The following is a 24,911-nucleotide window of genomic DNA, read 5'->3' on the forward strand; positions in this document are numbered from 1 at the left end:
TGGGCGCGACAAGCCACAGCCGACCCGCACCCGCCAACGCTCCACAGCCCCCGAGCTATTTGGCGCGATCGAAGTCGATCGCGCTATACGCACGCAGCTTGCTCAACCGATGCTCGGAGTCGATCCTCCGCACCGTCCCCGACTTCGACCGCATCACGATCGAGTCGGTCGTGGCGTTCTCCGACCGATACCGCACCCCTCGCAGCAGCTCACCATCGGTGATGCCGGTCGCCACGAAGAAGACGTTCTCACCGGAGACCAGGTCTTCGGTCAGCAGTACGCGGTCCAGGTCGTGCCCCGCGTCGATCGCCCGCTGCCGCTCCTCGTCGTCCTTGGGCCACAGCTTGCCCTGGATCGTGCCGCCGAGGCACCTCACGGCGCAGGCCGAGATGATGCCCTCGGGGGTACCGCCGATGCCGAGCAGCATGTCGACGCCGGTGCCCTCGCGCAGCGCGTAGATCGAGCCCGCCACATCGCCGTCGGAGATCAGCTTGATCCGCGCGCCGGCCTCCCGGATCTCCTGGATGATGCCCTCGTGCCGGGGCCGGTCCAGGATGACCACGGTCACGTCCTCCGGCGTGGACCGCTTTGCCTTGGCGACCCGGCGGATGTTCACCGCCACGGGCGCGTCGATGTCCACGAAGTCGGCGGCCTCGGGGCCGGTGACCAGTTTGTCCATGTAGAAGACGGCGGACGGGTCGAACATCGACCCGCGGTCGGCGGCCGCGAGCACCGCGATCGCGTTCGGCATGCCCTTGGCGGTCAGGGTGGTGCCGTCGATCGGGTCGACGGCGATGTCGCACTCGGGGCCGGTACCGTCACCGACCCGCTCCCCGTTGAAGAGCATCGGGGCTTCGTCCTTCTCGCCCTCACCGATGACGACGACGCCGTTCATCGAGACGGTGGAGACGAGGGTCCGCATGGCGCGTACGGCCGCACCGTCGGCGCCGATCTTGTCGCCGCGCCCGACCCAGCGGCCCGCGGCCATCGCCGCGGCTTCGGTGACCCTGACCAGTTCCAGGGCGAGGTTGCGGTCGGGGGCTTCGGAGGGAACTTCGAGCTCGGACGGCAGATGATGATTCTCGGTCATCGGAACGCACCTTTCTGATACGGCGACGGCCGGATGAGGGTGATGGCGACGACTCTATCGTCAGGTCGACAGAATGAGCAGGGGGGCCCACGGATGAGCGGACCAGGGCACCTGCGACGATGGGCGCGTGGCAGGTTCGAACGGCAAGCAGAAGACGGTCCGGGACATGGTTCTCTCCCTGGGCCTGATCGGGATCATGGCGGGGGTCATCTACCTCTTCATCCCGCACGATGACTCGGAGCCCGACATCAAGCGGGTGGACTACCGCGTCGAGCTGCTCACGGCCCGCCGTGCGGCGGCCTACCCGGTGGCCGCGCCGGAGGGCCTGCCGACGACCTGGAAGGCGACTTCCGTCCGCTTCCAGGGCGACGACTTCGACTCCTGGCATCTCGGCTTCCACACTCCCGACGGTGAGTACGTGCAGATCGAGCAGTCGACTCAGAAGCCGTCGACGTTCATCGACGAGACCACCGAGGGCTCGGAGGAAGCGAACACGAAGCAGGAGATCGGCGGCCGGACCTGGACGCGGTACACCGGCGGCCGGTACGACGCGCTCGTTCACGAGGCCGACGGGTCGACGACCGTGGTGGCCGGCACGGGCTCGTTCAAGCTGCTGACGGAGCTGGCGCAGGCGCTGAAGACGCAGTGAACGTGCTTCGGACGCGGTGAAGGTACGGAGGGCCCCCGGCGGTGACGCCGAGGGTTACTCGGAGCCCCGGGCCGCCCCGTCGGCCGGGGCCTCCGCCGCCTCCTCCTCGGCCAGCGCCGCGTCCAGCCGAGCCCGTGCCCCGTCCAGCCAGCGCCGGCAGACCTTCGCCAGCTCCTCGCCCCGCTCCCAGAGCGCGAGGGACTCCTCCAGCGTCGTACCGCCCGCCTCCAGCCGCCGTACGACCTCGATCAGCTCGTCCCGAGCCTGCTCGTACCCCAGCGCCTCGCCCGCGGCCACGCTCTCCTCCACCTTGCTGGTCATCCGCCCACCCTATTGGTCGACTCGGACAGCGAACTCACCCTCGGCGACCCGCGCCCGCAGCGTCTCGTCCGCCGTCACCTCACCGGGATCCCGGACCACATGCCCGTCGGCCTTCTGAAGCACCGCGTACCCCCGCTTCAGGGTCGCCGCGGGGGACAGGGCCACCACGCGCGCGTGCGTGTGCGTCAGCTCCGAGTCGGCCCGGTCGAGGAGGTGGCCGAGGGTGCGCCGGCCGCGGTCGAGCAGGGACGCCACATGGTCGGCCCGCTCGTCGATCATCCGGTGCGGATCCTCTATCGACGGCCGGGCCAGCGCATGCGCGAGCCCCCGCTCCTCACGGTCGATGAACGCCTCGACACACCGCCGGGCCCGGTCGCGCAGCATCCGCACCCGCTCGTACTCCTCGCCCACGTCAGGTACGACCTTCTTGGCGGCGTCGGTGGGAGTGGAGGCGCGCAGATCGGCGACGTAGTCGAGCAGCGGAGTGTCCGGCTCGTGCCCGATGGCGGACACCACGGGCGTACGACAGGCCGCTACCGCCCGTACGAGCTGCTCGTCGGAGAAGGGCAGGAGGTCCTCCACGCTGCCGCCGCCCCGCGCGACGATGATCACGTCCACGTCATCGATCGCGTCCAGGTCCTTCACCGCCTGTACGACCTGCGGTACGGCGTGCACGCCCTGCACCGGGACATTGCGCACCTCGAAGCGGACGGCCGGCCAGCGGTGCCGGGCGTTCTCCAGGACGTCCCGCTCGGCGGCGGAGGCCCGCCCGCACACAAGCCCGATGAGCTGCGGCAGAAAGGGCAGCGGCTTCTTCCGCTCGGCCGCGAACAACCCCTCCGCGGCCAGCGCCTTCTTCAACTGCTCGAGCCGGGCCAGCAACTCCCCGACCCCCACGGGCCTTATCTCGGCGGCCCGCAACGACAGCTGCCCCCGCGGGGCGTACCACTCCGGTTTCGCGAGTACGACGACCCGGGCGCCCTCACTCACCACGTCCGCGACGGCATCGAACACCTGCCGATAGCAGGTGACGCTGACGGAGATGTCGTACGACGGATCCCGCAGGGTCAGAAACACCACCCCGGCCCCGGGCCGCCGCGAGAGCTGGGTGATCTGCCCCTCGACCCATACGGCACCGAGCCGGTCGATCCAACCCCCGATGAGCCGCGACACCTCACCGACGGGCAGCGGCGTTTCCGCGGACGTGTTCAAGGCCATACGGCGAGACTAACGGCCACCGCTGACATCCCGGCGCCAGCGCCATTTCAGCCCGTCCGGCGTTTGAGGACGAGGCCGTTCAGGCCGACAGCGGGGGTCTGGGGGCGCAGCCCCCAGGGACGGGAAGGGTAGGGGCGGCGGGGGCGAAACACCGCGAGGCCCGCACCCGCGCCGGGCAGCTAGCCGGAAACCTCGTCCCGACTCCCCCGCTGCCCCACCAACACCAGCACCCCCACGACAAACCACACGGCCCCCACCACCTGCGCCGCCCCCGAAGCCTCCACGATCACCGCAACCGTGATCGCCGCCCCCACCACCGGCACCAGCACATGCCGCCACCAGACGACCGGCCCGCCACGCCGCCGCACCGCGAACCACCCCACCACGCTCGCGTGCAGCAACGTGAACGCGGTGAGCGCCCCGATGTCGACGACCGACACCAGGTGATCCATCCCGTCATCCCGTCGGGCGGCCCACACCGCGGCCACCAGCGTGATCACCGCCGCGCACAGCAACGCCACCCGCGGCACCCCGGAGTCCGTCTTCGACAGCGCCCGCGGCAGCCGCCGGTCCCGCCCCATCGCGAACAACAGCCGCCCCGCGGCCGCCTGCCCGGCCAGCGCGGCGAACGCGGCACCGATCGCCTTGCTCACGGCGACGAGGTCGCGCAGCCACGTCCCCACCGACACATCCACGGCGTCGTAGAAGGCGGACCCCTGCTTCCCCGGATCCGCCGCCAGCTCCGCCGACGACACAGGCTCCAGCAACGCCACCAGATACGCCTGAGCGACGAACAGCACACCGGCCAGCGACAGACAGAACAGCACCGCCCGCGCCACCTTCTCCGACCCTCCCGTAACTTCCTCGGCGAACGAGACGATCGCGTCGAAGCCGAGATACGACAGCACCGCGACCGACACCGCGCCGATCACCGCCGACAGCGCGAACGCGCCCTGCGTGCCGTCCCCGGACAGCGGCGACAGCCACCCCCGCTCCGCCCCGTCCCGCGCGAGGACGACGACGGCCGACACGACGAAGACGAGCAGCACCACGATCTCCATCGCCAGCACCAGGAAGCCCACGCGAGCGGCGGCCCGTACGCCCCACAGGTTCAGCAGCGTCGTGACGACGACCGCCAGCGCCGTCCACACCCACCGCGAGACCTCCGGCACCAGCGCGTTCATCGCGATGCCGGAGAACAGATAGGCCACCGCCGGGATCAGCAGATAGTCCAGCATCGCCATCCAGCCGGCGATGAACCCGACCTCCCGCCCGAGCGCCACGCGCGCGTACGCGAACACCGAGCCCGCCTGAGGGACGACCCGCACCATCTGCGCGTAGCTGAACGCGGTGAACGCCATCGCGATCGTGGCGACGATGTAGACGAGCGCGACCGCACCGTGCGACTTGGCGTCCAGCGTGCCGAACACGCCGACGGGCGCCATGGGTGCGATGAAAAGCAGTCCGTAGACGACGAGATCCCGGAATCCGAGGCTGCGCCGCAGCTCATGCTCGTGATCGACGTTTCGGGCTGCCGTGCCGGTCTCGGACATCACACCTCGCCAGTCGTGTGTTTCCCCACCCCTCCCAGTCCACGATCAGTCTCCCCAAGGAGGCGATCTTTGACCCGTCGGGAGCGGCCTTACGATGGGACGCATGACTGCTTCGCCTGGCCGCCGTGTCCTGCTTGCCGCCCCCCGGGGCTACTGCGCGGGTGTGGACCGCGCCGTGATCGCCGTCGAGAAAGCCCTGGAGCAGTACGGGGCTCCCGTCTATGTCCGGCACGAGATCGTCCACAACAAGTACGTCGTGCAGACCCTGGAGAAGAAGGGCGCCATCTTCGTCGAACGGACGGAGGAGGTCCCGCCCGGGAACATCGTCATGTTCTCCGCGCACGGCGTCGCCCCCGTCGTCCATGAGGAGGCGGAGCGCGGCCGGCTCGCCACCATCGACGCGACCTGCCCGCTCGTCACCAAGGTCCACAAGGAAGCCGTCCGCTTCGCCAAGGAGGACTACGACATCCTCCTGATCGGGCACGAGGGCCACGAAGAGGTCATCGGCACCTCCGGCGAGGCCCCCGAGCACATCACGCTGGTCGACGGCCCCGAGGACGTCGCCAAGGTCGAGGTGCGCGACGAGTCGAAGGTCGTGTGGCTCTCCCAGACCACCCTCTCCGTCGACGAGACGATGGAGACCGTCGAGGCGCTGAAGGAGAAGTTCCCGCAGCTCATCTCCCCGCCCAGCGACGACATCTGCTACGCCACGCAGAACCGCCAGATCGCGGTGAAGAAGCTCGCCGAGGACGCTCAGCTGGTCATCGTGGTGGGCTCGAAGAACTCCTCGAACTCGATCCGCATGGTCGAGGTCGCCCTGGACGCGGGCGCCTCCGCCGCACACCTGGTGGACTTCGCCGCCGAGATCGACGAAGCCTGGCTGGAGGGTGTCACCACCGTCGGCCTGACCTCCGGTGCCTCGGTCCCGGACGTGCTGGTGGAGGGCGTATTGGAGTGGCTGGCCGAGCGTGGCTACGGGGACGTGGAGACGGTGAAGACGGCCGAGGAGTCCATCACCTTCTCCCTCCCCAAGGAACTCCGCCGTGACCTGCGCGAGGAGGCGGCGACGCTGGTCTCGGAGCGCGGTGGGGCGGGTGCGCAGACCGGCACCGGGTCCGGCACCGAGTCGGGCACCTCCGGGGAGTGACTGTCAGTCCACCGTCGTAGCGTGGAGCCATGCAGATCTTCGGCGTGGACATCGGTGGATCCGGGATCAAGGGCGCCCCTGTGGACTTGGACAGGGGCGACCTGGCTCAGGAGCGCCTCAAAGTACTCACTCCGCACCCGGCGACGCCCGACACCGTGGCCGACGGCGTGAAGGAGGTCGTCGACCACTTCGGCTGGACGGGCCCGGTCGGCATCACCTTCCCGGGTGTGGTCACGGGCGGCGCGACGATCCGCACCGCGGCGAACGTGGACAAGACCTGGATCGACACCGACGCGCGTGCCTTGCTCGGCGAGCGGCTCGGCGGCCTCCCGGTGACCGTGATCAACGACGCGGACGCGGCGGGCGTCGCCGAGATGCAGTTCGGCGCGGGCCGCGACCGCCGGGGCACGGTGATCATGCTGACCTTCGGCACCGGCATCGGCAGCGCCCTCTTCGCCGAAGGCGTTCTCGTCCCCAACACCGAGCTGGGCCATCTCGAACTGCACGGCCACGACGCAGAGAAGCGCGCCTCCAGCAAGGCCAAGGAGGACCACGACCTGTCGTGGGAGCACTGGGCCCACCGCGTCCAGACCTACCTCGCCCACGTCGAGATGCTGTTCTCGCCCGAGCTGTTCATCATCGGCGGTGGAGTCAGCCGCAAGGCGGAGAAGTTCCTGCACTTCATCGAGGACATCAAGGCCGAGATCGTCCCGGCGCAGCTCCAGAACAACGCCGGAATCGTGGGGGCGGCGATGCGGGCGGCGAAGGAAGGCTAGGGCGAGAGAGAGGGGGGCTAGGCCTGTCGGCGGCGGCGCATCATGCGGATCCTCCGCACCGTCACGATCAAACCGGCGAGCAGAGTCCCCCCGTACAACCACCCCGCCTGCGTCGCGAGCGCGGTGACAAGCCCCATCAGCAGCCCGTCGGCCCCGTTGCTCCCGTTGGCCACGGGCAGCAGACCCGCGGCGAAGGCGATCGGCACCACAACAGGCGCCGTCACCAGGTCCGCCTTACGGATCCACACCGCCGTCAGCGCGCACACCGGCAGGAACAGCACGCTGTACACCGTCAGCGACGACCCGAACAGCACCCAGTCGAGACAGCCCAACGCGAGCATCAGCGCCCCGCAGAACACTCCGCCGCCGAGCCCGGTGAGCCGAGGGTTCGGCATCCGGCGTACGGCCCGGGCGATCCGCCGTACGGCCAGAACCACCGGCGGAGCCGGCCGCCGTACGGCCATCGCCGGCGGACGACGCTGTGGCCGGCCATCCGCGCCTGTGCCCCGGCCCTGCGGGGGCAGGCGGGGGGCGCCCCGTGGCGTTCCGTACCGGGGGGACCGCGTCCTGTGTTGCTCCACCGGACCAACTTAGGTCGGCTTATGTGTCGAATAGGCCGTCAGACACGCCGTTGGGCAGACGTTGGCCAAGCGTTCGATACGGCGCGGATGGCGGGTGCGGCAGCCCGTAGACTGGTGGATCGGCCCCCAGGTCTCCAGTCCTCTCACGTCCTCTCACTACGGGAAGTCGCAACGTGTCGCTCACGATCGGAATCGTCGGTCTGCCGAATGTCGGTAAGTCGACCCTGTTCAACGCCCTGACCAAGAACGACGTGCTGGCGGCCAACTACCCGTTCGCCACGATCGAGCCGAACGTGGGTGTCGTCGGCGTCCCCGACACGCGCCTGGCCAAGCTGGCCGAGATCTTCTCCTCCCAGCGGGTCCTCCCGGCGACCGTCGACTTCGTCGACATCGCGGGCATCGTGCGCGGCGCGAGCGAGGGCGAGGGCCTGGGCAACAAGTTCCTCGCGAACATCCGCGAGTCCGACGCGATCTGCCAGGTCATCCGCGCCTTCCAGGACGAGAACGTCGTGCATGTCGACGGCAAGGTCTCGCCCAAGGACGACATCGAGACGATCAACACCGAGCTGATCCTCGCCGACCTCCAGACCATCGAGAAGGTCCTGCCGCGGCTTCAGAAGGAGTCGCGGATCAAGAAGGACATCGCGCCGAAGGTCGCCGCGGTCGAGGCCGCCAAGGAGATCCTGGACAAGGGCGACACCCTGTTCTCGGCGGGCATCGTGCAGGGCTCCGGCAACGAGGAGCTCCTCCACGACCTCCACCTTCTGACCACCAAGCCCTTCCTCTACGTCTTCAACGTCGACGAGGACGAGCTGACGGACGAGGACTTCAAGAACGAGCAGCGCGCCCTGGTCGCCCCCGCCGAGGCGATCTTCCTCAACGCCAAGCTGGAGGCGGACCTCGCCGAACTCGACGAGGAAGACGCCCTGGAACTCCTCCAGTCCGTCGGCGCCGACGAGCCCGGCCTCGCCACCCTCGCCCGCGTCGGCTTCAACACCCTCGGCCTACAGACCTACTTGACGGCCGGCCCCAAGGAATCCCGCGCCTGGACCATCAAGAAGGGCGCCACCGCCCCCGAGGCCGCCGGTGTCATCCACACCGACTTCCAGAAGGGCTTCATCAAGGCCGAGGTCATCTCCTTCGCCGACCTCGTCGAGACCGGCTCGGTCGCCGAGTCCCGAGCAAAGGGCAAGGCCCGCATGGAGGGCAAGGACTACGTGATGCAGGACGGGGACGTCGTCGAGTTCCGCTTCAATGTTTAATTGAAGTTTCCATTGCACGTCTGTAAAGCCGCAGGTCAATAGGGGTCCGTCAATCCAAGACGGGCCCCTTTTGGGGCTCCATCGAAGGTTGGACGGTGCTTTGGTGCGGATGCTGTCATGCCGGGGATGAGCGCGGTGGAGCTCATGACGAAGGGCACGTTCCGGCACAGCTTGACCATGCTCGGCGCGGTGACGAGCCGAGGATCCAATCCGTCGTCGAGTTGTTCGCACTCGTTGTCCACCATCGCCATGCGCTCCAGTTCGCGCTCTGCGGTCGCGTCGTACCGGTATGTCCAGAGGCCCGCCTCCTTGCGGATCCGCTTGTACTTGACTGTGGTGACACTCCCGGTGAACTCGTTCACGTAGATCATGTCGACCCCGGTGACGGTCTCCACGTTGTGGCGGTTGGCGTTGTGCACGAAGAGGCGATGGCCGGACGGTCCGCCGCTGCGACCAGGCCTCGACCACGTCACGCTCCATGCCTGCAGCCCCTGGAGCAACCCCGGACGCTCTCATGGTCGCGGTCCCTCTGCTTTGGTTGCGTGTGCTCCTCGGCTCTACAGCTGTGAGTCGGTGGTGAGCCATGAAGCTCTATCCAATTCGAAAGGAATTTCGTCAGCTCCTGCTGTAATCATCACTCGCAAGCGGCAATGGTGAGCAGATCTAGCATTCATTTGTTCTCAGGTCGAACGACTGCTCGGCACGTCATACCCTGCTGAACCTCAGAGATTGAACTTCGGAGGACAGATGGTGCTTGACGTCTTCGACTGCGTAGCAGCGTATGTCCGTGATGCCTGCGGTGAAGGGCCGGTCTGTGTCCACGTGGACGACGCGCGAGAATGTCAGATCAAGCGGCACCCGGACTATGCGAAGTTCCGCTCCCGGGCTGTAGCCGCACGAGCGGCGCGGAAACCGTCTCAGCTATGGGAATCAACGGTCGCCATGGGGCGTATGTCCGACATGCGCGGCGAAAACAAGTGGCGGATGATCGTTGTGGACTGCCTCATCCCTTTCCTTCGCACACGCTCTTGGTCGATCTCCCGAGAATTCTATTGTGATTTAGGGGACGTTCGATCGGACATGTTCGAAGCCGCCCTAGGTGTTTGGGAAGAGACAGTGAAAGGTGTTCCCCCTCGGGAGGTCCCAGCATTGATGGTCAAGGCGGCTATCAAGGCCGCCTACCGGCGTGCGAATATCCATGAAAACGAAAGTTCGACCAGTGACGTAGAAGGCCTGTTGATATTCGAAGAAGCCGCTATGGATTCTGCGCTGAAGGCATCTTCGATTATTCACGACACCGACCCGAGGGATCCCGCTGTCGTCGAGCAAATTAGGGGCGAGCGCACTGGGGCGCTATGGCAGATGTACGGCCTAATTGAAGTAGTTAACCGCTATCATGAGGACCTTCGGGCGGGCCGTCGCCCGGGCCTGAGAGGCACGCTTGCGACAGAAACGATGCTGGCCCGTACGTGGGTTACGGGCTGCAATTACTATTACTACATCTCCGATTTCTACCCCAAATTCGTTGCCCTTCCGGCTGCTGCCGAAGCGTTGGGAATCGCCAAATCCACTGCTTACCAAATGGTGAGAGCGGGATCTTTTCCCTGCCTGACTACACGCATGGGGAGCAGTATCCAGGTGCCTACGAAGGCCTTGATGAACTCACTGTCCATTGCAGATATTATCGTTCACCTTGATGACGTGGAAAACGGGGCGGCTCACGTCGGAGGAAACTGACCTCACCTTCATGTCACGCGCTGGCTGGGCCATCACTCCGTCAAGATCCGATGGACTTCTACGGGAACCCTCGGGAATTATGCCTGTCGTCCAGCACGTGGGCCCGCTGCCGGGAGGTCCTGACCCTGCCCGTCCACTCCTACGCGATCAGGTAGCCGTGCCTATCTCCATCCCCGCGATATCTGGGCCCGAGAGGCTGGTCGTCGGAGATCATCTGTGGTCAGACGGTGCGGATGACGGGGGCGGGTTTGATGTCCTGGGCGTCGATGAGGGCGCGGATGTCGTCCGGGTCCGAGGTCCAGATGATGGCGCCGAGGCTGGCTGCCATGGTCACGACGGTGGCGTCGACGATGTCGGAGGTGCCGGCCTTGCCGCAGAGGATGCCTGCGGTTTTGGCGGTTTCGAGGCCGACGGGTACGACGCGGCACCCGGCGAGGAACTTGCCGAGCCTGACCTGGCGGCGGGAGTCCCGCCATGCCTGGCTGACGACGACGGACGGGATGTGGATGTCGCGGCCGTCTTCGAGGGCCAGGCTGTGGCGGGCCCACATGCGCCGGTCGTCGTTGTCGATGGCGATGAGCACCCCGGCGTCGTACACGTAGGGGATGTTCACGCGGCCGAGGCTCCCGAGCTGCTGAGGTACTCGGCGTCGGCGGCGGCCAGGTCTGCGCGGGCGGCGGCGAGCTCTTCCGGGGTGAAGGCGCCGTGTTCGGCCTGCCACTCCTGGATGACGGCGCGGCCTGCCCGCAGGCGCAGCTCGCGTTCGGCTGCTCCGGCGACGAGGCGGGAGAGTGGGATGCCTTCTTCCTCGGCGGCTCCGGCCAGGGCTTCGACCAGGGTTTCGTCGAGAGTGATAGTCACCTTCTTGGTAGCCATACATCAACCATAGCGCGGTATGGCCTTCGATGCTGATGCACGGATCGCGTGCCGACGGGCGTGGAGGGCGTGGGCGCATCCAGCGAGGAAGGCCTCGCCGACTCGATGGCCCGCGGGGCTACGAGTGAGACTGGGTCCACATTCGACGGAAAGGGCGGATTGGTGATGAATGTCTTGCTCGGCCGTGAGGTGGCGGTGCACGGTTTCGAGCACGGGCCACGCGAAGGATCGGGGCTTGGGTGGCGAGCGTTTTCAGAGGTGCAAGAGGGATGTCCGAGACCGGAACTTTCCCTGTGACCGTCCGAGGTGTCGGCATGGGTGGATGGTGCGGTACCGGGAACCGGGCGGTAGGCGCGGGCGGCAGCGGGAGAGGTCGATTCCCCGTCGGGTGGGCTCGGATGGTGCGGACACTTTCGCCGACAAGGTCGAGAACGGAAGGCCGGCATTCACTTCGTTCCTGCGCGTGGGCTTGTGCCGTTGCGGGTCTGGGCTCGGGACTGGCTGGAGCGGCGGGTCATCGGTGAGTCGACGCGCCGCAACTACGAAGGATCCATCCATAACCATCTTGTCCCGCGCCTGGGGCGGAAGATGCTGGCCGGGCTGGTGCGGCGCGACTTCGAGGAGCTGTCTCCGCGGCTTGACGTGCTGGATGAGCTGGATCAGTCCCGACGGTGCTGGACGGGTGCTGGATACGTTCACCCGAAGGAACGTTTCCGCAGGTGGAAGCTCTGCATTGAAGGTTCCACTTCAATGTCTAGCGGTTGACTTACGCCACATCGATGATCTGGACACCCCGGGCGCGCGTGCCGTGCGGCCGGGGCGTTGTTCCGCGCGAACACGATGAAAAGCGGCGTACAAGCTGATCTGCATCGCCGCTTCTGCGCGGCCTCACAGGCGGCGCCAACGCGCCGGCGCGAAGGGGAAGGTGCCGAAAAGGATCAGCCCGACGGCGACGGCGACCAGCAACCATGGACCCGCTGGAGGTTGTCACGGCCGCTCCCCGCTCGGAGGGCCGGGGCGGGAGTAGAGTCTGCTTGCCGCGCCCCGTGCCGGACCGGACAGCGCGGCTCCCGTCGTCTCCCTGTGGGTGCCGGCCAGGTGGCGCGATGATCCCTACCCATGACCAGCAGGAACCGACGTCTTCCGACGCAACGTCGGAACCCGCGTTACAGGATGGTGCCGCCCGGATACGGCGACGCCTGGAGCGGCTGATCGGCATCGCGGCGACCGAGGGCAACGCGCTCACCGTCCTGCGCAACGGGGATCAGATCTTCCCGGCGATGCTGACGAGCATCGGTGCGGCCGAGCACACCGTCGACATGATGACCTTCGTGTACTGGAAAGGAGACATAGCCCGGCAGTTCGCGCACACGCTGGCCGGACGGGCCCGGGCGGGGGTACGGGTGCGGCTGTTGCTGGACGGGTTCGGCAGCCGGCTGATCGAGAAGAGCCTGCTGGGCGAGATGGAGCAGGCCGGAGTGCAAGTGGTCTGGTTTCGCAAGCCGTTGGCCCTCTCCCCCTTCAAACAGAATCACCGCTGCCACCGCAAGGTCCTCGTCGTGGACGAGGAGACAGCCTTCACCGGCGGCGTGGGCATCGCCGAGGAATGGTCCGGTGACGCCCGCGACCAGCACGAATGGCGCGACACCCATGTCCAGGTCCGGGGACCGGCCGTGGACGGCATCGCCGCCGCGTTCGCCCAGAACTGGGCCGAATGCCACGACGAACTCTTCGACGACCGCGACCGGTTCATGAGCCACCGCCCCCAGGGTGACGCGGTGGTGCAGGTGGTCCGGGGCTCGGCCAGCGTCGGCTGGCAGGACATGCAGACTCTGATCCGGGTGTTGCTGGAGTCGGCCGAGGAACGCTTCCGGCTGGCCACCGCCTACTTCTCACCCGACGCCTACTTCATCGAACTGCTGTGCGCCGCCGCCCGGCGGGGCGTCGAGTTGGAGATCCTGCTGCCCGGACCCCACACCGACAAGCGGGTCAGCCTGCTGTCCGGCCGGCACCACTACGAAGACCTCACCGCCTGCGGCATAAAGATCCACGAGTACCGGCCGACGATGATGCACGCCAAGGTCATCACAGTCGACCGCGTCGCCGCCCTGGTCGGGTCGACCAACTTCAACCGCCGCTCCCTCGACCACGACGAGGAAATCATGCTGGCCGTACTGGACCAGGACGTCACGGCCACGCTCGACACCCACTTCGACGAGGACATCGCAGACAGCGTCTTGATCCGGCAGGGGCGCTGGAAACGGCGCTCCGTACTGCAACGGGCCCGAGAGACCGCTGTCCTGCCCATACGCCGCTTCCTGTGATCCCGGCGCCACCGAGTTGATGATCGTGGTTGCCCAGCACACTCGGAGTGAACACAGACTGTTACTTTCATTGGGCGCTTGATATTCTGCGTCCAATGAAAGTTTCGCCGAGTCTGCTCCCGATCCTCCGGTCCCGTATGCAAGGCGAGCTCCTGGCGCTCGTGCTCCTGCATCCGGAGCGCGAATACAGCATCTCCGAGCTGGCCGCCGACGTCGGAGTGACGCCTACCGCTGTCCTGCGGGAGGTGGACCGGTTGGCCGACGGTGGCATCCTGACCGATCGGCGAGTGGGGCGCAGTCGCCTCGTCAGGGCTCGCACGGATACTCCGCTGTACCGTCCCCTGAGCGAGCTCATGTCTGTCTCCTTCGGCCCTGTGCCAGTGCTCACCGATGCGTTGGCGGGACTCGAAGGTGTGGAGCGCGCCTATATCTACGGCTCTTGGGCCGCTCGGTACAACGGTGAGCCGGGGTCGCCGCCTGCCGATGTGGATGTCCTCGTTGTGGGTGACCCCGATGCCGACGCGCTCTTCGATCTTGCCGAGGAGGCGTCCCGGCGTCTGCGTCGTGAGGTCAACGTTCACCGGGTCTCCGCGGAGGCGTGGGAGGCTCCGCCGGACGATCCGTTCCTCACCAGCGTTCGCGAACGTCCGCTGGTCCGGTTGAACCTTGGCTTGGAGGCGCAATGACGTCCTGGAATCAAGGGCGGTCGACGATTGACGCGCTCATCGCCGGCGGTCGGCTTGAACGCGTGCCCGCTTCTCGGCAGGCCGCCGAAGCGGAACTGGTCCGGGCGCGCACGCATGTGGGCTCCGCGCGGCAGTTGGCGGCCACGGACGCGGAGGGTGCGTACACCCTTGCCTATGACGCAGCGCGCAGAGCGCTGGCCGCGGTACTCCAGAACCAGGGACTGCGCGCGACCAGCCGTGGTGGCCACACCGTCATCTATGAGGCCGTGCGAGCGCAGCTGGACCCGCCGCTCGGGTCCGTACTGCGTCCCTTCAATCGCATGCGAGCCCGGCGCAACGAAGTCGAGTACCGGTCGTCGGAGGCCCCCACCGTGACGCCGGCGGAGGTTTCGGCCGACGTGACGAAGGTGGAGGCGCTCATCGACCTCGCGGAGAAGGCGATCCCGGCCATGCCGCGCTACTGAGACTCTGACCGGCTGCCCCAGAGGCCCCGCCGACGCCGACTGCCTCACCCAGGGGGCACGTGGCCCAGTTGCGGGAGCACCTCGCCGGCGATGAGTTCCAGGTGGTCGAGGTCGGTGAAGTCGATCAGTCGCAGATGGATCCGGCTTGCGCCGATCGCGGCGAATTCGCCGAGCCGCTCCACGAGTTGGGCCGGAGATCCGATCAGCGGATCCTCCGGTGGCAGCGCGCTCTTGACGTGCAGCGGGGCGGCCCGCCGCTGCGCCTCGGCGTCGGTACGGCCGATCGCGACCACGACACCGGCCGAGAGCACCAGCGGTGGCCGACCGGCGCCGGCCCGGCCGGTCCGGTCGCAGGCCTCCGCCACCCGCCGGTACGCCCGTGCCGTCTCGGCCACCGACTTGAAGGGCATGTTGAACTCGTCGGCGTACCGGGCGGCCAGCTCCGGCGTGCGCTTGGGGCCGCGGCCCCCGACGATGATCGGCGGAGCCGGCACCTGCACGGGCTTCGGCAGCGCGGGCGCGTCGACCAGTTGGTAGTGATTCCCGCGGTGGCTGAAGCTCTCGCCGACCGGTGTCCGCCACAGTCCGGTGATCACGGCCAGCTGTTCCTCCAGCCGGTCGAAGCGCTCCGGGGCGGCCGGGTACGGGATGCCGTACGAGATGTGCTCCCGTTCGTACCACCCGGCGCCGAGGCCGAGTTCGATCCGCCCGCCGCTCATCCGGTCGGCCTGCGCCACCATCAGGGCCAGCGGGCCGGGCAGCCGGAAGGTGGCCGGCGTGACCAGGGTGCCCAGCCGGATGCGGGAGGTCTCCCGGGCGAGCGCGCCCAGCGTGAGCCATGCGTCGGTGGGGCCGGGCAGCCCGGGATCGGCGCCCATCGCCTGGTAGTGGTCGGCCCGGAAGAAGCCCTCGAACCCGCAGGCCTCGACGCGTTGTACGAAGCGCAGCTGGTCGTCGTAGTCGGCGCCGCGGTGCGGCTCGGTGAAGACGCAGATCCGCAGGGTCATCGCCCCTCCGTCTCGGCCGACGTCGGCAGGTCCTGCTCCATCAGCAGCTCGTGCAGATCGGCGCTGCACCGGGCCGCTTCGTCGAGATACGCGGTACGGCCCAGCGTCCTCGGCCGGGGGATGCCGATGTCGACGACCTTGCGGATCCGGCCCGGGCGCGGGGTGAGCACCACCACCCGGTCGGCGAGCAGCACGGCCTCGTCTATCGAGTGGGTGACAAAGACGACGGTGGCGGAGTTCTCGATGTGGACGCGTTGCAGCTCCACCGCGAGTTCCGCGCGGGTCAGCGCGTCGAGTGCGGAGAACGGCTCGTCCATGAGCAGTACCCGCGGCTCGCCCATCAACGACCGGCACAGCGAGACCCGTTGCTGCATCCCGCCGGAGAGCTCGTGCGGCCGGTGCTTCTCGAAGCCGCCCAGCCCGGCCGTCTCCAGCAGCCGGTGCGCCCGGTCGCGGTACTCGGCCTTGCGCCAGCCGAAGATCTCCACGGGCAGCAGGACGTTGTCGAGGACGGACCGCCAGGGCAGCAGGGCCGGCCGCTGGAACAGCATGGCGACATCCCGCCGGGCTCCGGAGACCCGCTCGCCGCCGATGGTGATCTCGCCTTCGGTGACCGGCAGCAGCCCGGCGAGCAGCCGGAGCAGTGTGGACTTGCCGCACCCGGACCGGCCCACCACGGCCACGAACTCGCCCTCGGCGATGTGCAGGTCGATGCCCTGGAGTGCCACCGTCGAACCGGACCGGCTGCTGAAGCTCCGGGACACACCGGTGAGTCTGATCATCCGGCGGTCTCCCCATCCACTGGCGATCGCACATTGCCGACCGGTTCGTGACGCCCGGTCAGGCTACCTGGGGCAGGTGTTCAGCGGTACCTGTCGGGCTGTCGGGGCTCTCGTGCCAACTGCCGTGCTCTCGTACGCTGTTGCCCGCACGAAGTGTCATGCCCTCCGGCGGTCGGAAAGGACCTCACTGTGCGCATGAACGGGTTCGCGCGTACGGCTGCTGCGGTGGCCCTGGCCACGGCGCTGGCACTGGTGTCGGGGTGTGGCGGGTCGGACTCCGACAACGATGCCGGTAAGGATGCCAAGGCGCTGAAGAAGGTGACCTATCTGACCTCGTTCGGCAACTTCGGCCGGGACGCGTACGCCTGGGTCGCGAAGGACAAGGGGTACTTCGAAGAGGCAGGCTTCGACGTGGAGATCAGGCCGGGCCAGGGCACCGGCGGTGTGATTCCGGCCATCGTGAGTGGTCAGGCGCAGTTCGGCCCGATCGACCTGACGGGCGGTCTGCTCCAGATGAGCAGCGGCCAGGCGAAGGACTTTGTCGCGGTGGCCGCCATCCAGCAGCGCACCATGGCCGCGATCGCCACCACCGAGGGCAACGGCATCGCCGAACCGAAGGACCTCGAAGGCAAACGGCTCGCCGACACACCCGGCTCTGTCGTGCGCAACCTCTTCCCCACGTACGCCCGGCTGGCCGGAGTCGACTCGTCCAAGGTGACCTGGGTCAACGGCGATGCACAGACCCTGATGGGCACGCTCGCCAGCGGCTCGGTGGACGGCATCGGACAGTTCGTGGTGGGCAAGCCGACCATCGAGGCGGTGACCAAGAAGAAGGCCGTCCTGCTCCCGTACAGCGACGTGATCCCCGATCTCTACGGAAACGTGCTCATCACGTCGACGAAGATCGCCGAGCAGGATCCGGAGATGGTGCAGCGGTTCTCGACCGCGCTGCTCAAGGGCCTGGAGTACAGCCTGGCCAACTCCAAGGAGGCCGCCGAGATCCTCAAGCGGAACGTGGACGCCACGAATCCGGCCGCCGCGGCAGCAGAGTTGGAGTTGATGGCCGCATACGTCAGGCCGGCGGGTTCCGGCACGGCGATCGGGACGCTGGACTCCGCACGGGTCGCGAAGAGCATCGCGCTCCTCCAGGACGCGGGAGCGCTGCCGGAAGGAATGACCCCTGAGCAGATCATCGACTTCGACCTCGTACCGAAAGCCTGATCGCACCGGCAGGACGGGCATCGAAGCCGTATTGCTTCCCTTGGCCGGGCTGCTGGTCGCGCTCGGCCTGTGGTGGCTGCTCACGTCGGTGCTGGAGGTGATCCACCCGGCGATCCTGCCGCCGCCCGGTGCCGTGCTCTCGGCGTTCACCGCGGCCCCCGCCCGGTTCCTGGAGCACACCGGCGACACCACGGTGGAGACGGTTGTCGGGTTCGTCCTCTCCAGCGCCTGCGGAGTTCTGATCGGACTGTCCCTGGCCGGCTCACGGGTACTGGAGCGCATGTTCACGCCGCTGCTGGTCGCCGTCAACGCGGTTCCGAAGATCGCGCTCGGGCCGCTGCTGGTGGGGGCGCTCGGCTGGGGACAGAAGCCGGTCCTGACCATGGTCTTCCTGCTCTGCTTCTTCCCGATCGTGCTGTCCACCGCGACCGGCCTCACGTCGACCCCGGCGGACCTGGCCGAGTTGGCGCGCTCGCTGGACGCCTCGCGCTGGCAGGCGTTCCGGAAGGTACGGCTGCCCGCCGCGCTGCCGCAGATCTTCGTCGGGCTGAAGGTGGCCATGCCGCTCGCCGCGATCGGCGCGGTCATCGGTGAGTTCCAGGCCGGTGAGTCCGGCCTCGGCTATCTGATCGTGCAGGCCGGTGGGGTCGGCGACACCGCCACCGCCTGGGCGGCGATCATCCTGATCGGGCTGATGAGCATCCTGCTCTACTTCGCTCTGGTGTTGCTGGAGCGGTTCGCGCTTCCCTGGGTCAGGGAAACCACCTCGCGCGGCTGACTCCGGCAGGCCCGCTGATGGCAGGATGCGGGGACTGGGAGGAGAGGGGCCGGGTCGGATGGGGCGGGCTGAACGGGAGGCGGTTGTCCGGGGCGGGCGGCTGTGCGAGGCAGCGCGAGCGGTGGTCGCCGATCATGCGCGCGCCGTCGACGCCGTACGGGCGGCGCTGGAGCCGATCTGCGAGGACCTGGCGCAGCGCGAGCTGGACGCCATCCCAGTGGCGCGGCTGAGGGATGTCACCGAGGGAAGACTGCGGCTCGGCGAGGTCGAGAAGGGCGGCTTCCGGACGGTCCGGGAGGTTCTTGACGCGGGGCCGTACCGGCTGCGCCAGATACCGGGGGTCGGACAGCAGACCGCGGCCCAGACCGTTGCCGCGGCCCGGCAGATCGCCGAGGCCGTCCGGGACACCGTCGCCGTCCACATCGACGTCGACCGGCCGGAACCGCGGACCACGGCACTCGTGGCAGCCCTGCACGTGCTGGTCGAGGCGGGCCCGGACGCGCGGCGGGCCGTGGACGCGGCGGCGGCCCTGGTGGAACGGCTCGGGCCACTCGTCACCGAGGCCAGGCCCGCCTCCGGGCGGCTGCGCATGCTCGTCGCGGGAAAGTCCCGACGGGAGCGCGCGCTGACGGCCGTCGCGGAGATCCGCAGGCTGACCGCGGAGGCCGAGCAGAACGGGGTGCCGGAACTCCTCGCCCAGGCCTCGGTGGACCTGCTGCGCGGTCCCGCGTCCGAGATCGCGGCCCTGGTCGACTTCGAGCTCCGCTCCGCCGAGTACTACAGCCTGCTGGCCGAGATCTCCGGCCGCCGGCCCGACCCCGCCGCGGCCGAGGGCTTTCTGCCCGACGACGTGGCCGAGCGGGTCAGGGCCCAGACGCTCGACGACACCCACCGCAGGGTCTCCCTGCGCGGCTACCAGGCGTTCGGCGCCCGCTTCACCCTCGCGCAGCGCCGGGTGATCCTCGGCGACGAGATGGGTCTCGGCAAGACCATCCAGGCCATTGCCGCGCTGGCTCACCTGGCGGCCGAAGGGCAGAGCCACTTCATGGTGGTGTGTCCGGCCAGCGTGCTCATCAACTGGACCCGCGAGATCGACAAGCGCAGCACCCTGCGTGCGATGCCGCTGCACGGGCCCGACCGGCACGAGGCGTTCGCCGACTGGAAGGGCCGGGGCGGCGTCGGCGTCACCACCTTCGACGCGCTGCGCGGCTTCCCGGTGCCCGGAGGCGGGGAGTTGGGCATGCTCGTCGTCGACGAGGCCCACTACGTCAAGAATCCGCAGGCCCGCCGCTCCATGACGGTGACCGAATGGGCGGTCCACTGCGACCGCGTCGTCTTCCTGACCGGTACGCCGATGGAGAACCGCGTCTCGGAGTTCCGCAACCTGGTGGCCGTGCTCCAGCCCGGTCTTGCGGACGCCGTCGGCGACCGTGACGGCGTGGCCGGCTCCAAGGCGTTCCGGAAGGCGGTCGCCCCGGCCTATCTGCGCCGGAACCAGCAGGATGTCCTGACCGAACTGCCCGCGCTTCAGCACACGGACGAGTGGGAGGAGCTCAGCCCGTCGGACGAGGACGCCTACCGCGAGGCCGTACGGGCCGGCAACTTCATGGCGATGCGCAGGGCGGCGTACGCGCGCCCGGACAACTCGGCGAAGCTGAACCGGCTGCGCGAGATCGTCGCGGAGGCCGCCGAGAACGGACTCAAGATGGTGGTGTTCTCCCAGTTCCGGGATGTTCTCGGGGTGGTGAAGGACGCCCTCGACGACAGCATGGCGGACGGATCGGTGTTCGGCCCGCTCTCGGGAAGTGTGCCGCCCGTACGCCGCCAGCAGCTCGTCGACGAGTTCGCCGCCGCACCCGGCCATGGGGTGCTGCTGGCGCAGATCGAGGCCGGCGGGGTGGGACTCAACATGCAGGCCGCCTCCGTCGTGGTCCTGTGCGAACCGCAGATCAAGCCGACCATCGAGCATCAGGCGGTGGCCCGAACGCACCGTATGGGCCAGGTCCGTCCGGTGCGCGTGCACCGGCTGCTCGCCGCCGGTGGGGTGGACGAGCGCATGGTGCGGATGCTGGAGAACAAGTCACGTCTCTTCGACGCCTACGCACGCCGCAGCGCGGTCGCCGAGTCGACGCCCGACGCTGTCGACGTCTCGGATGTCGCGCTGGCCCGCCGCATCGTGGAGGAGGAGCAGGCGCGACTGGGAACCGGCGGTCACGAGGAGCCCGCCGAGTCCTCGTGAGCGGCCGTCACCCCGCCACCTCCCGGCAGGCCCGCGCATACCCCCGCACCAGCGGCCGCTCCGCGTCCTCCCGGCGCCAGGCCAGCGCGTAGCGGCTGGGGGACAGGCCCCGCACCGGCCGGGTCGTCACGCCGCCCAGGGTGATCAGCGGGGCGTTGCCCTCCGCGACCAGGCAGATGCCGAGGCCCGCGACCAGGGCCTCGTACGTCTCCTCCGTACCGGCGATCTCCGCGCCGATGCGGGGCGGGCGGCCGGTGCGGGCGTCGAGGGCGAGCCAGTGGTCGCGGAGGACGCCGGCGCTGCGCGGGAGGGCGAGGAAGGGCTCGTCGAGGAGGTCGGTGAAGGCGAGGTCGGTGCGGGCGGCGAGCGGGTGGGTGTCGGGGAGGGCGACCAGACGGGGTTCCTCGGCGAGCACCGTCCAGGCGTAGCGGTCCTGGCCGGGCAGCGGGAGCCAGACGAAGGCCACGTCCACGGAGCCGTCCGCGAGGCCCGCCGTCGGGTCCTCCCAGCTGACCTGCCGCACCCTCAGGGCCGTCTCCGGGTGGGCGGCCGTGAAGCGGGAGCGGATCGCGGGCAGCAGGCCGCCGCGGCCCGGGCTGGTGCTCATCCCGACGGTCAGCGTGCTGCGCTGGGCCGCCCTGGCCTCCTCGACCGCCGCCGCGGCCTCCTCCCAGGCGGCGAGCACCCGCCGGGCGGGCGCCAGCAGCGCCTCGCCCGCCTCGGTCAGCGTCACGCCCTGCCGGTCCCGGGCGAACAGCTCCACCCCCAACTGCCGTTCCAGCGCCCGGATCTGCTTGCTGAGCGCGGGCTGGGAGACGTACAGCCGCTCGGCGGCGCGGGTGAAGTGCAGTTCCTCGGCCACCGTCACGAAGTAGCGCAGATCGCGTCCATGGACATCGGAAGTCGCCATAACCATCGGTTATCACGAAGGGTCTTGGACGCGCCACCGGGGGAGCGCACAGGCTGGAGTCACGACAACGAATTCAGGAGTGGTCATGAACAGGGTTTGGCTTGTGACCGGCGCTACCAGCGGTTTCGGGCGGGCGCTCGCCGAGGCGGCGGTGGCCGCGGGGGACGTGGTGGTGGGCGCGGCCCGGCGGCCGGAGGGGCTGGACGACCTGGTCGCCGCGCATCCCGATCAGGTGGAGGCGCTGCGGCTCGATGTCGCCGACACGGGGGCCGCCGAAGCCGCCGTACAGGACGTGCTGGCGCGGCACGGCCGGATCGACGTCCTGGTGAACAGCGCGGGCCGGACGCATGTCGGTGCCTTCGAGGAGACCACCGAGGACGAGCTGCGTGCCCTGTTCGAGGTGCATGTCTTCGGGCCCGCCGCTCTGACGCGTGCGGTGCTGCCGGGCATGCGCGAGCGGCGTTCCGGGGCGATCGTGCAGCTGAGCAGCATGGGCGGGCAGATGTCCTTCGCGGGCTTCTCGGCGTACAGCGGCACGAAGTTCGCGCTGGAAGGGCTGTCCGAGGGGCTCGCGGACGAGGTCGCGGAGTACGGCATCAAGGTGCTGATCGTCGAGCCGGGCTCCTTCCGCACCGCGCTGTTCGACCCGAGCCGGGCCGGGGTCAGCTCGAACACCGGTGTCTACTCCAAGGTGGACGAGACCCGCGGCTTCGTCTCCGGCGGCGACGGCACCCAGGCCGGCGACCCGGCGAAGGCGGCGGCCCTCATCCGGGCCGCCCTGGACGCCGACGACACCCCGCTGCGGCTGCCCCTCGGCGACGACGGCGTCAGCGCGGTCCTCGGCCATCTCGACCAGGTCCGCGGCGACATCGCGGCCTGGGAGAAGCAGACCCGGGCGACGGCGTTCGACGACTGACGGACCAGCAGACCCTCAGGAGCGCACCCCGAGCCCGACGGCGCCCCGCACCGCAACCCGCACGAACCGCACCCGGGTCCTCGCGGAGCCGCAGGCCCGTCATGCCGTGCGTGAAGATCTGTAGGAAGCCGCCCTTGCCGGTGAGGAAGTCCTGCGCGGGGGAGCCGGCGAGGGGGTCGGAGGCGCCGGCCTTCTCGCCGCGGGACTCAGAGAAGAGCGCGAACGGGCCGCGGGCGAAGGGCTGGTAGGCCCGCCGCAGGAAGGTGTACGCCGCACAGCCCGGCTCACCGATCGTGGCGGCGCCGATCGCGTGCACGGAGTCCGTCATGGCCGGGCCGTCGGGGCGCTACGCAGGTCGAGTGAGGTCGGCTGCGGTTCGGCAGCGCCCTGGAGGGGCGCGGGGCTGTCATCGACATGCGGCTACCGCCGCGTGGGCGCGACCAGAGGCCGGGAGACGAAGGTGCCGTGGTAGCACGGGGTGTACAGGGGCCAGCCGGTTTTCTCGCCGGAGGCTGCGTAGCCGGTGCCGGTGGGCGGGACGCGGGTGGCGAGGAAAGTCACGCTTCGTGCATGGCACGTCTGTTACGTCCGTGCACGGGGGCTTGTGCAATTCCTGTGGAAGCCTCAATCTTTCGGCTGACGCACAGGTGCGGCACAGGGAATTGACATGATCATGCCCGCAGGGAGTCGCCGCCCCGGCGTCGTGCACACCCGCACCACCCCCCACCAACGCACCACCGATTGAGGAGGATCCCTCAGATGGCAGTGATGCGTCAGACCCGGCGAAGACTTGCCGCGATCAGCGTGGCAGCCACCGCGGCACTCGCCGCCGGCCTCGTCTCCGCCCTCCCCGCCACGGCCGCTCCCGAAGGCCGTATCCAGTACGAAGGCGCCGCGAACGCCGTCGCCGACAGCTTCATCGTGACGCTGAAGGCGGACACCAAGGCAGGCTCCGCCCAGGGCAAGGCTCTCGCCCAGGAGTACGGCGCCGACATCGAGCGCACCTATACCAAGGCCCTGAACGGCTACGCGATCGAGGCCTCCGAGACCGAGGCGAAACGTCTCGCCGCCGACCCGGCCGTCGCCTCCGTCGTCCAGAACCGCACCTTCCACATCGAGGCGACCCAGCCCAACCCGCCCTCCTGGGGCCTGGACCGCATCGACCAGAAGACGCTCCCGCTCAACAGCAGCTACACCTACCCGGATTCGGCCGGGACCGGCGTGACGGCCTACATCATCGACACCGGTGTCCGCATCAGCCACAGCGACTTCGGCGGCCGCGCCGCCAACGGCTACGACGCCGTCGACAACGACAACGTCGCCCAGGACGGCAACGGCCACGGCACCCACGTCGCCGGCACGGTCGGGGGCAACGCGTACGGCGTCGCCAAGAAGGCCAAGATCGTCGGCGTCCGTGTGCTGAACAACGCCGGGTCCGGTACGACCGCCCAGGTCGTCGCCGGCATCGACTGGGTCGCCCGGAACGCGGTCAAGCCGGCCGTCGCCAACATGTCCCTCGGCGGGGGCGTCGACACCGCCCTCGACACCGCCGTACGCAACGCCATCGCCTCCGGCGTCACCTTCGCCGTCGCGGCCGGCAACGAAACCGTCAACGCCTCCACCAGGTCCCCCGCACGCGTGGCCGAAGCCATCACGGTCGGCGCCACCACCTCGTCCGACGCCAAGGCGAGCTACTCCAACTTCGGCACGGTCCTGGACCTGTTCGCGCCCGGTTCGTCCATCACCTCGTCCTGGAACACCGGCGACTCGGCCACCAACACCATCTCCGGTACGTCGATGGCGACCCCGCACGTCGCCGGAGCGGCGGCGCTCTACCTGGCCGACAACCCCACGGCCACGCCCGCCCAGGTGTCCACGGCCCTGGTGAACGCCTCCTCGACCGGAGTCGTCACCAGCCCCGGCACCGGCTCGCCCAACCGCCTCCTCAACGTGGGCAGCGGTACGACGACCCCTCCGGGCCCGCGCTTCGACAACACCGGCGACTACACGATCAGCGACAACTCCACGGTCGAGTCCCCGCTGACCGTCTCGGGGGTCACCGGTAACGCGCCGGCCGCCCTCGCCGTCGAGGTCCATATCGTCCACACGTACGTCGGCGACCTCCAGGTCCAGCTGATCGCCCCCGACGGCACCGCGTACACGCTCAAGGCGTACGGCACCGGCGGCAGTTCGGACAACATCGACACCACGTACTCCGTGAACGCCTCCTCCGAGGTCGCGAACGGCTCGTGGAAGCTGCGGGTCAGCGACAACGCGGCGGTCGACACCGGGCGGATCGACGCCTGGGCGCTCCAGTTCTGATCAACCGCCCCTGAAGCAGCAGGCGGCGGTGCGGTGTGCGGAAGGCGTGTTT

The 24,911-nt window shown here is 68.9% G+C and carries 25 protein-coding genes and 2 pseudogenes; 13 read left to right on the forward strand and 14 right to left on the reverse strand.

All coding sequences use genetic code 11. The features are described from left to right. Positions 1-55 precede the first annotated feature (55 nt). Positions 56-1,090, reverse strand: coding sequence for a class II fructose-bisphosphatase (gene glpX, locus KCH87_RS10030; protein ID WP_210585609.1), 1,035 nt, complete (start codon positions 1,088-1,090; stop codon positions 56-58). A gap of 127 nt (positions 1,091-1,217) precedes the next feature. Here glpX and KCH87_RS10035 point away from each other — a divergent pair, with 127 nt between their 5' ends. Next, positions 1,218-1,739, forward strand: a complete 522-nt coding sequence (locus KCH87_RS10035; RefSeq protein ID WP_210585610.1) for a DUF4245 domain-containing protein — start codon at positions 1,218-1,220, stop codon at positions 1,737-1,739. 54 nt (positions 1,740-1,793) lie between these two features. On the opposite strand, the gene KCH87_RS10040 is transcribed toward KCH87_RS10035, so the two are convergent. The 3 genes from KCH87_RS10040 to KCH87_RS10050 all read right to left on the reverse strand — a co-directional run bounded on the left by KCH87_RS10040 (position 1,794) and on the right by KCH87_RS10050 (position 4,831). Then, complete coding sequence (locus KCH87_RS10040; RefSeq protein WP_210585611.1) at positions 1,794-2,060, reverse strand: exodeoxyribonuclease VII small subunit; 267 nt, start codon at positions 2,058-2,060, stop codon at positions 1,794-1,796. Between the two features lie 9 nt (positions 2,061-2,069). Next, positions 2,070-3,278: an exodeoxyribonuclease VII large subunit gene (xseA, locus tag KCH87_RS10045; RefSeq protein WP_210585612.1), complete on the reverse strand. Its 1,209-nt coding sequence runs from the start codon at positions 3,276-3,278 to the stop codon at positions 2,070-2,072. Positions 3,279-3,457: 179 nt separating this feature from the next. Beyond that, the gene (locus KCH87_RS10050) at positions 3,458-4,831 is read right to left on the reverse strand and encodes an APC family permease (protein ID WP_210585613.1); all 1,374 of its coding nucleotides are present in this window, start codon (positions 4,829-4,831) and stop codon (positions 3,458-3,460) included. Positions 4,832-4,925: 94 nt separating this feature from the next. Between KCH87_RS10050 and KCH87_RS10055 the strand changes: the two genes are divergently transcribed. Both KCH87_RS10055 and ppgK read left to right on the forward strand, forming a co-directional pair. Further along, positions 4,926-5,978, forward strand: a complete 1,053-nt coding sequence (locus KCH87_RS10055; RefSeq protein WP_210585614.1) for a 4-hydroxy-3-methylbut-2-enyl diphosphate reductase — start codon at positions 4,926-4,928, stop codon at positions 5,976-5,978. 29 nt (positions 5,979-6,007) lie between these two features. Further along, a complete protein-coding gene (ppgK, locus tag KCH87_RS10060; protein ID WP_210585615.1) occupies positions 6,008-6,754 on the forward strand; it encodes a polyphosphate--glucose phosphotransferase in 747 nt (248 codons plus the stop codon). 17 nt (positions 6,755-6,771) lie between these two features. Here the strand turns inward: ppgK and KCH87_RS10065 are convergent, their stop codons facing one another. Next, positions 6,772-7,218 (reverse strand): DUF6542 domain-containing protein, encoded by a 447-nt coding sequence (locus KCH87_RS10065; RefSeq protein WP_308298800.1) that lies wholly within the window; start codon positions 7,216-7,218, stop codon positions 6,772-6,774. A gap of 290 nt (positions 7,219-7,508) precedes the next feature. On the opposite strand from KCH87_RS10065, the gene ychF reads away from it, so the two are divergent. After that, positions 7,509-8,597: a redox-regulated ATPase YchF gene (gene ychF, locus KCH87_RS10070; protein ID WP_210585617.1), complete on the forward strand. Its 1,089-nt coding sequence runs from the start codon at positions 7,509-7,511 to the stop codon at positions 8,595-8,597. Positions 8,598-8,632: 35 nt separating this feature from the next. Here ychF and KCH87_RS10075 read toward each other — a convergent pair whose 3' ends face one another. Further along, entirely contained in the window at positions 8,633-8,992 is a 360-nt protein-coding gene (locus tag KCH87_RS10075; protein WP_210585618.1) for a hypothetical protein, read from the reverse strand. A gap of 556 nt (positions 8,993-9,548) precedes the next feature. Here KCH87_RS10075 and KCH87_RS10080 point away from each other — a divergent pair. Continuing rightward, entirely contained in the window at positions 9,549-10,334 is a 786-nt protein-coding gene (locus KCH87_RS10080) for an AlpA family transcriptional regulator (protein ID WP_210585619.1), read from the forward strand. Positions 10,335-10,554: 220 nt separating this feature from the next. Here the strand turns inward: KCH87_RS10080 and KCH87_RS10085 are convergent, their stop codons facing one another. From KCH87_RS10085 to KCH87_RS50400, 3 genes and pseudogenes are all read right to left on the reverse strand, one after another. Then, a complete protein-coding gene (locus KCH87_RS10085) occupies positions 10,555-10,947 on the reverse strand; it encodes a PIN domain-containing protein (RefSeq protein WP_210585620.1) in 393 nt (130 codons plus the stop codon). Continuing rightward, on the reverse strand, positions 10,944-11,210 hold the full coding sequence (locus tag KCH87_RS10090) for a hypothetical protein (RefSeq protein WP_043443528.1): 267 nt from the start codon (positions 11,208-11,210) through the stop codon (positions 10,944-10,946). Before KCH87_RS10090 ends, KCH87_RS10085 begins: the two co-directional genes overlap by 4 nt. 888 nt (positions 11,211-12,098) lie before the next feature. Then, positions 12,099-12,182 (reverse strand): annotated as a pseudogene (locus KCH87_RS50400) (hypothetical protein); the annotation flags it as partial. A 134-nt stretch (positions 12,183-12,316) separates the two neighbouring features. Between KCH87_RS50400 and KCH87_RS10095 the strand changes: the two are divergent. From KCH87_RS10095 to KCH87_RS10105, 3 genes are all read left to right on the forward strand, one after another. Continuing rightward, positions 12,317-13,534 (forward strand): phosphatidylserine/phosphatidylglycerophosphate/cardiolipin synthase family protein, encoded by a 1,218-nt coding sequence (locus tag KCH87_RS10095; protein ID WP_210585621.1) that lies wholly within the window; start codon positions 12,317-12,319, stop codon positions 13,532-13,534. Between the two features lie 137 nt (positions 13,535-13,671). Continuing rightward, the gene (locus KCH87_RS10100; RefSeq protein ID WP_247196003.1) at positions 13,672-14,220 is read left to right on the forward strand and encodes an ArsR family transcriptional regulator; all 549 of its coding nucleotides are present in this window, start codon (positions 13,672-13,674) and stop codon (positions 14,218-14,220) included. 62 nt (positions 14,221-14,282) lie between these two features. Beyond that, the gene (locus tag KCH87_RS10105) at positions 14,283-14,684 is read left to right on the forward strand and encodes a hypothetical protein (RefSeq protein WP_308298801.1); all 402 of its coding nucleotides are present in this window, start codon (positions 14,283-14,285) and stop codon (positions 14,682-14,684) included. A gap of 44 nt (positions 14,685-14,728) precedes the next feature. Here KCH87_RS10105 and KCH87_RS10110 read toward each other — a convergent pair whose 3' ends face one another. Together KCH87_RS10110 and KCH87_RS10115 are read right to left on the reverse strand one after the other, a co-directional pair. After that, positions 14,729-15,691, reverse strand: a complete 963-nt coding sequence (locus KCH87_RS10110) for an LLM class F420-dependent oxidoreductase (protein ID WP_210585624.1) — start codon at positions 15,689-15,691, stop codon at positions 14,729-14,731. Beyond that, positions 15,688-16,473 carry an ABC transporter ATP-binding protein gene (locus KCH87_RS10115; protein ID WP_210585625.1) on the reverse strand — a complete coding sequence of 262 codons (786 nt, stop codon included), beginning with the start codon at positions 16,471-16,473 and terminating at the stop codon, positions 15,688-15,690. Before KCH87_RS10115 ends, KCH87_RS10110 begins: the two co-directional genes overlap by 4 nt. 195 nt (positions 16,474-16,668) lie before the next feature. Between KCH87_RS10115 and KCH87_RS10120 the strand changes: the two genes are divergently transcribed. From KCH87_RS10120 to KCH87_RS10130, 3 genes are read left to right on the forward strand one after another with little or no spacing between them, the layout of a single operon-like run. Further along, the gene (locus KCH87_RS10120; protein ID WP_210585626.1) at positions 16,669-17,694 is read left to right on the forward strand and encodes an ABC transporter substrate-binding protein; all 1,026 of its coding nucleotides are present in this window, start codon (positions 16,669-16,671) and stop codon (positions 17,692-17,694) included. 31 nt (positions 17,695-17,725) lie between these two features. Beyond that, a complete protein-coding gene (locus KCH87_RS10125) occupies positions 17,726-18,472 on the forward strand; it encodes an ABC transporter permease (protein WP_247196004.1) in 747 nt (248 codons plus the stop codon). A 58-nt stretch (positions 18,473-18,530) separates the two neighbouring features. Beyond that, positions 18,531-20,711: a DEAD/DEAH box helicase gene (locus KCH87_RS10130; protein WP_210585627.1), complete on the forward strand. Its 2,181-nt coding sequence runs from the start codon at positions 18,531-18,533 to the stop codon at positions 20,709-20,711. Positions 20,712-20,718: 7 nt separating this feature from the next. Here the strand turns inward: KCH87_RS10130 and KCH87_RS10135 are convergent, their stop codons facing one another. Beyond that, positions 20,719-21,621: a LysR family transcriptional regulator gene (locus tag KCH87_RS10135; protein WP_374198987.1), complete on the reverse strand. Its 903-nt coding sequence runs from the start codon at positions 21,619-21,621 to the stop codon at positions 20,719-20,721. Between the two features lie 85 nt (positions 21,622-21,706). On the opposite strand from KCH87_RS10135, the gene KCH87_RS10140 reads away from it, so the two are divergent. Further along, positions 21,707-22,537, forward strand: coding sequence for an SDR family NAD(P)-dependent oxidoreductase (locus tag KCH87_RS10140; RefSeq protein WP_210585629.1), 831 nt, complete (start codon positions 21,707-21,709; stop codon positions 22,535-22,537). 76 nt (positions 22,538-22,613) lie between these two features. On the opposite strand, the pseudogene KCH87_RS48950 reads toward KCH87_RS10140, so the two are convergent. Further along, positions 22,614-22,880, reverse strand: a pseudogene (locus tag KCH87_RS48950) (haloacid dehalogenase); the annotation flags it as partial. A 77-nt stretch (positions 22,881-22,957) separates the two neighbouring features. Continuing rightward, positions 22,958-23,098, reverse strand: coding sequence for a hypothetical protein (locus tag KCH87_RS10145; RefSeq protein WP_210585630.1), 141 nt, complete (start codon positions 23,096-23,098; stop codon positions 22,958-22,960). A gap of 198 nt (positions 23,099-23,296) precedes the next feature. Between KCH87_RS10145 and KCH87_RS10150 the strand changes: the two genes are divergently transcribed. Beyond that, positions 23,297-24,859: a S8 family peptidase gene (locus KCH87_RS10150; RefSeq protein WP_210585631.1), complete on the forward strand. Its 1,563-nt coding sequence runs from the start codon at positions 23,297-23,299 to the stop codon at positions 24,857-24,859. Positions 24,860-24,911: the final 52 nt, after the last annotated feature.

Source organism: Streptomyces sp. GESEQ-35 (genome assembly GCF_017948485.1).
Lineage (GTDB): Bacteria > Actinomycetota > Actinomycetes > Streptomycetales > Streptomycetaceae > Streptomyces.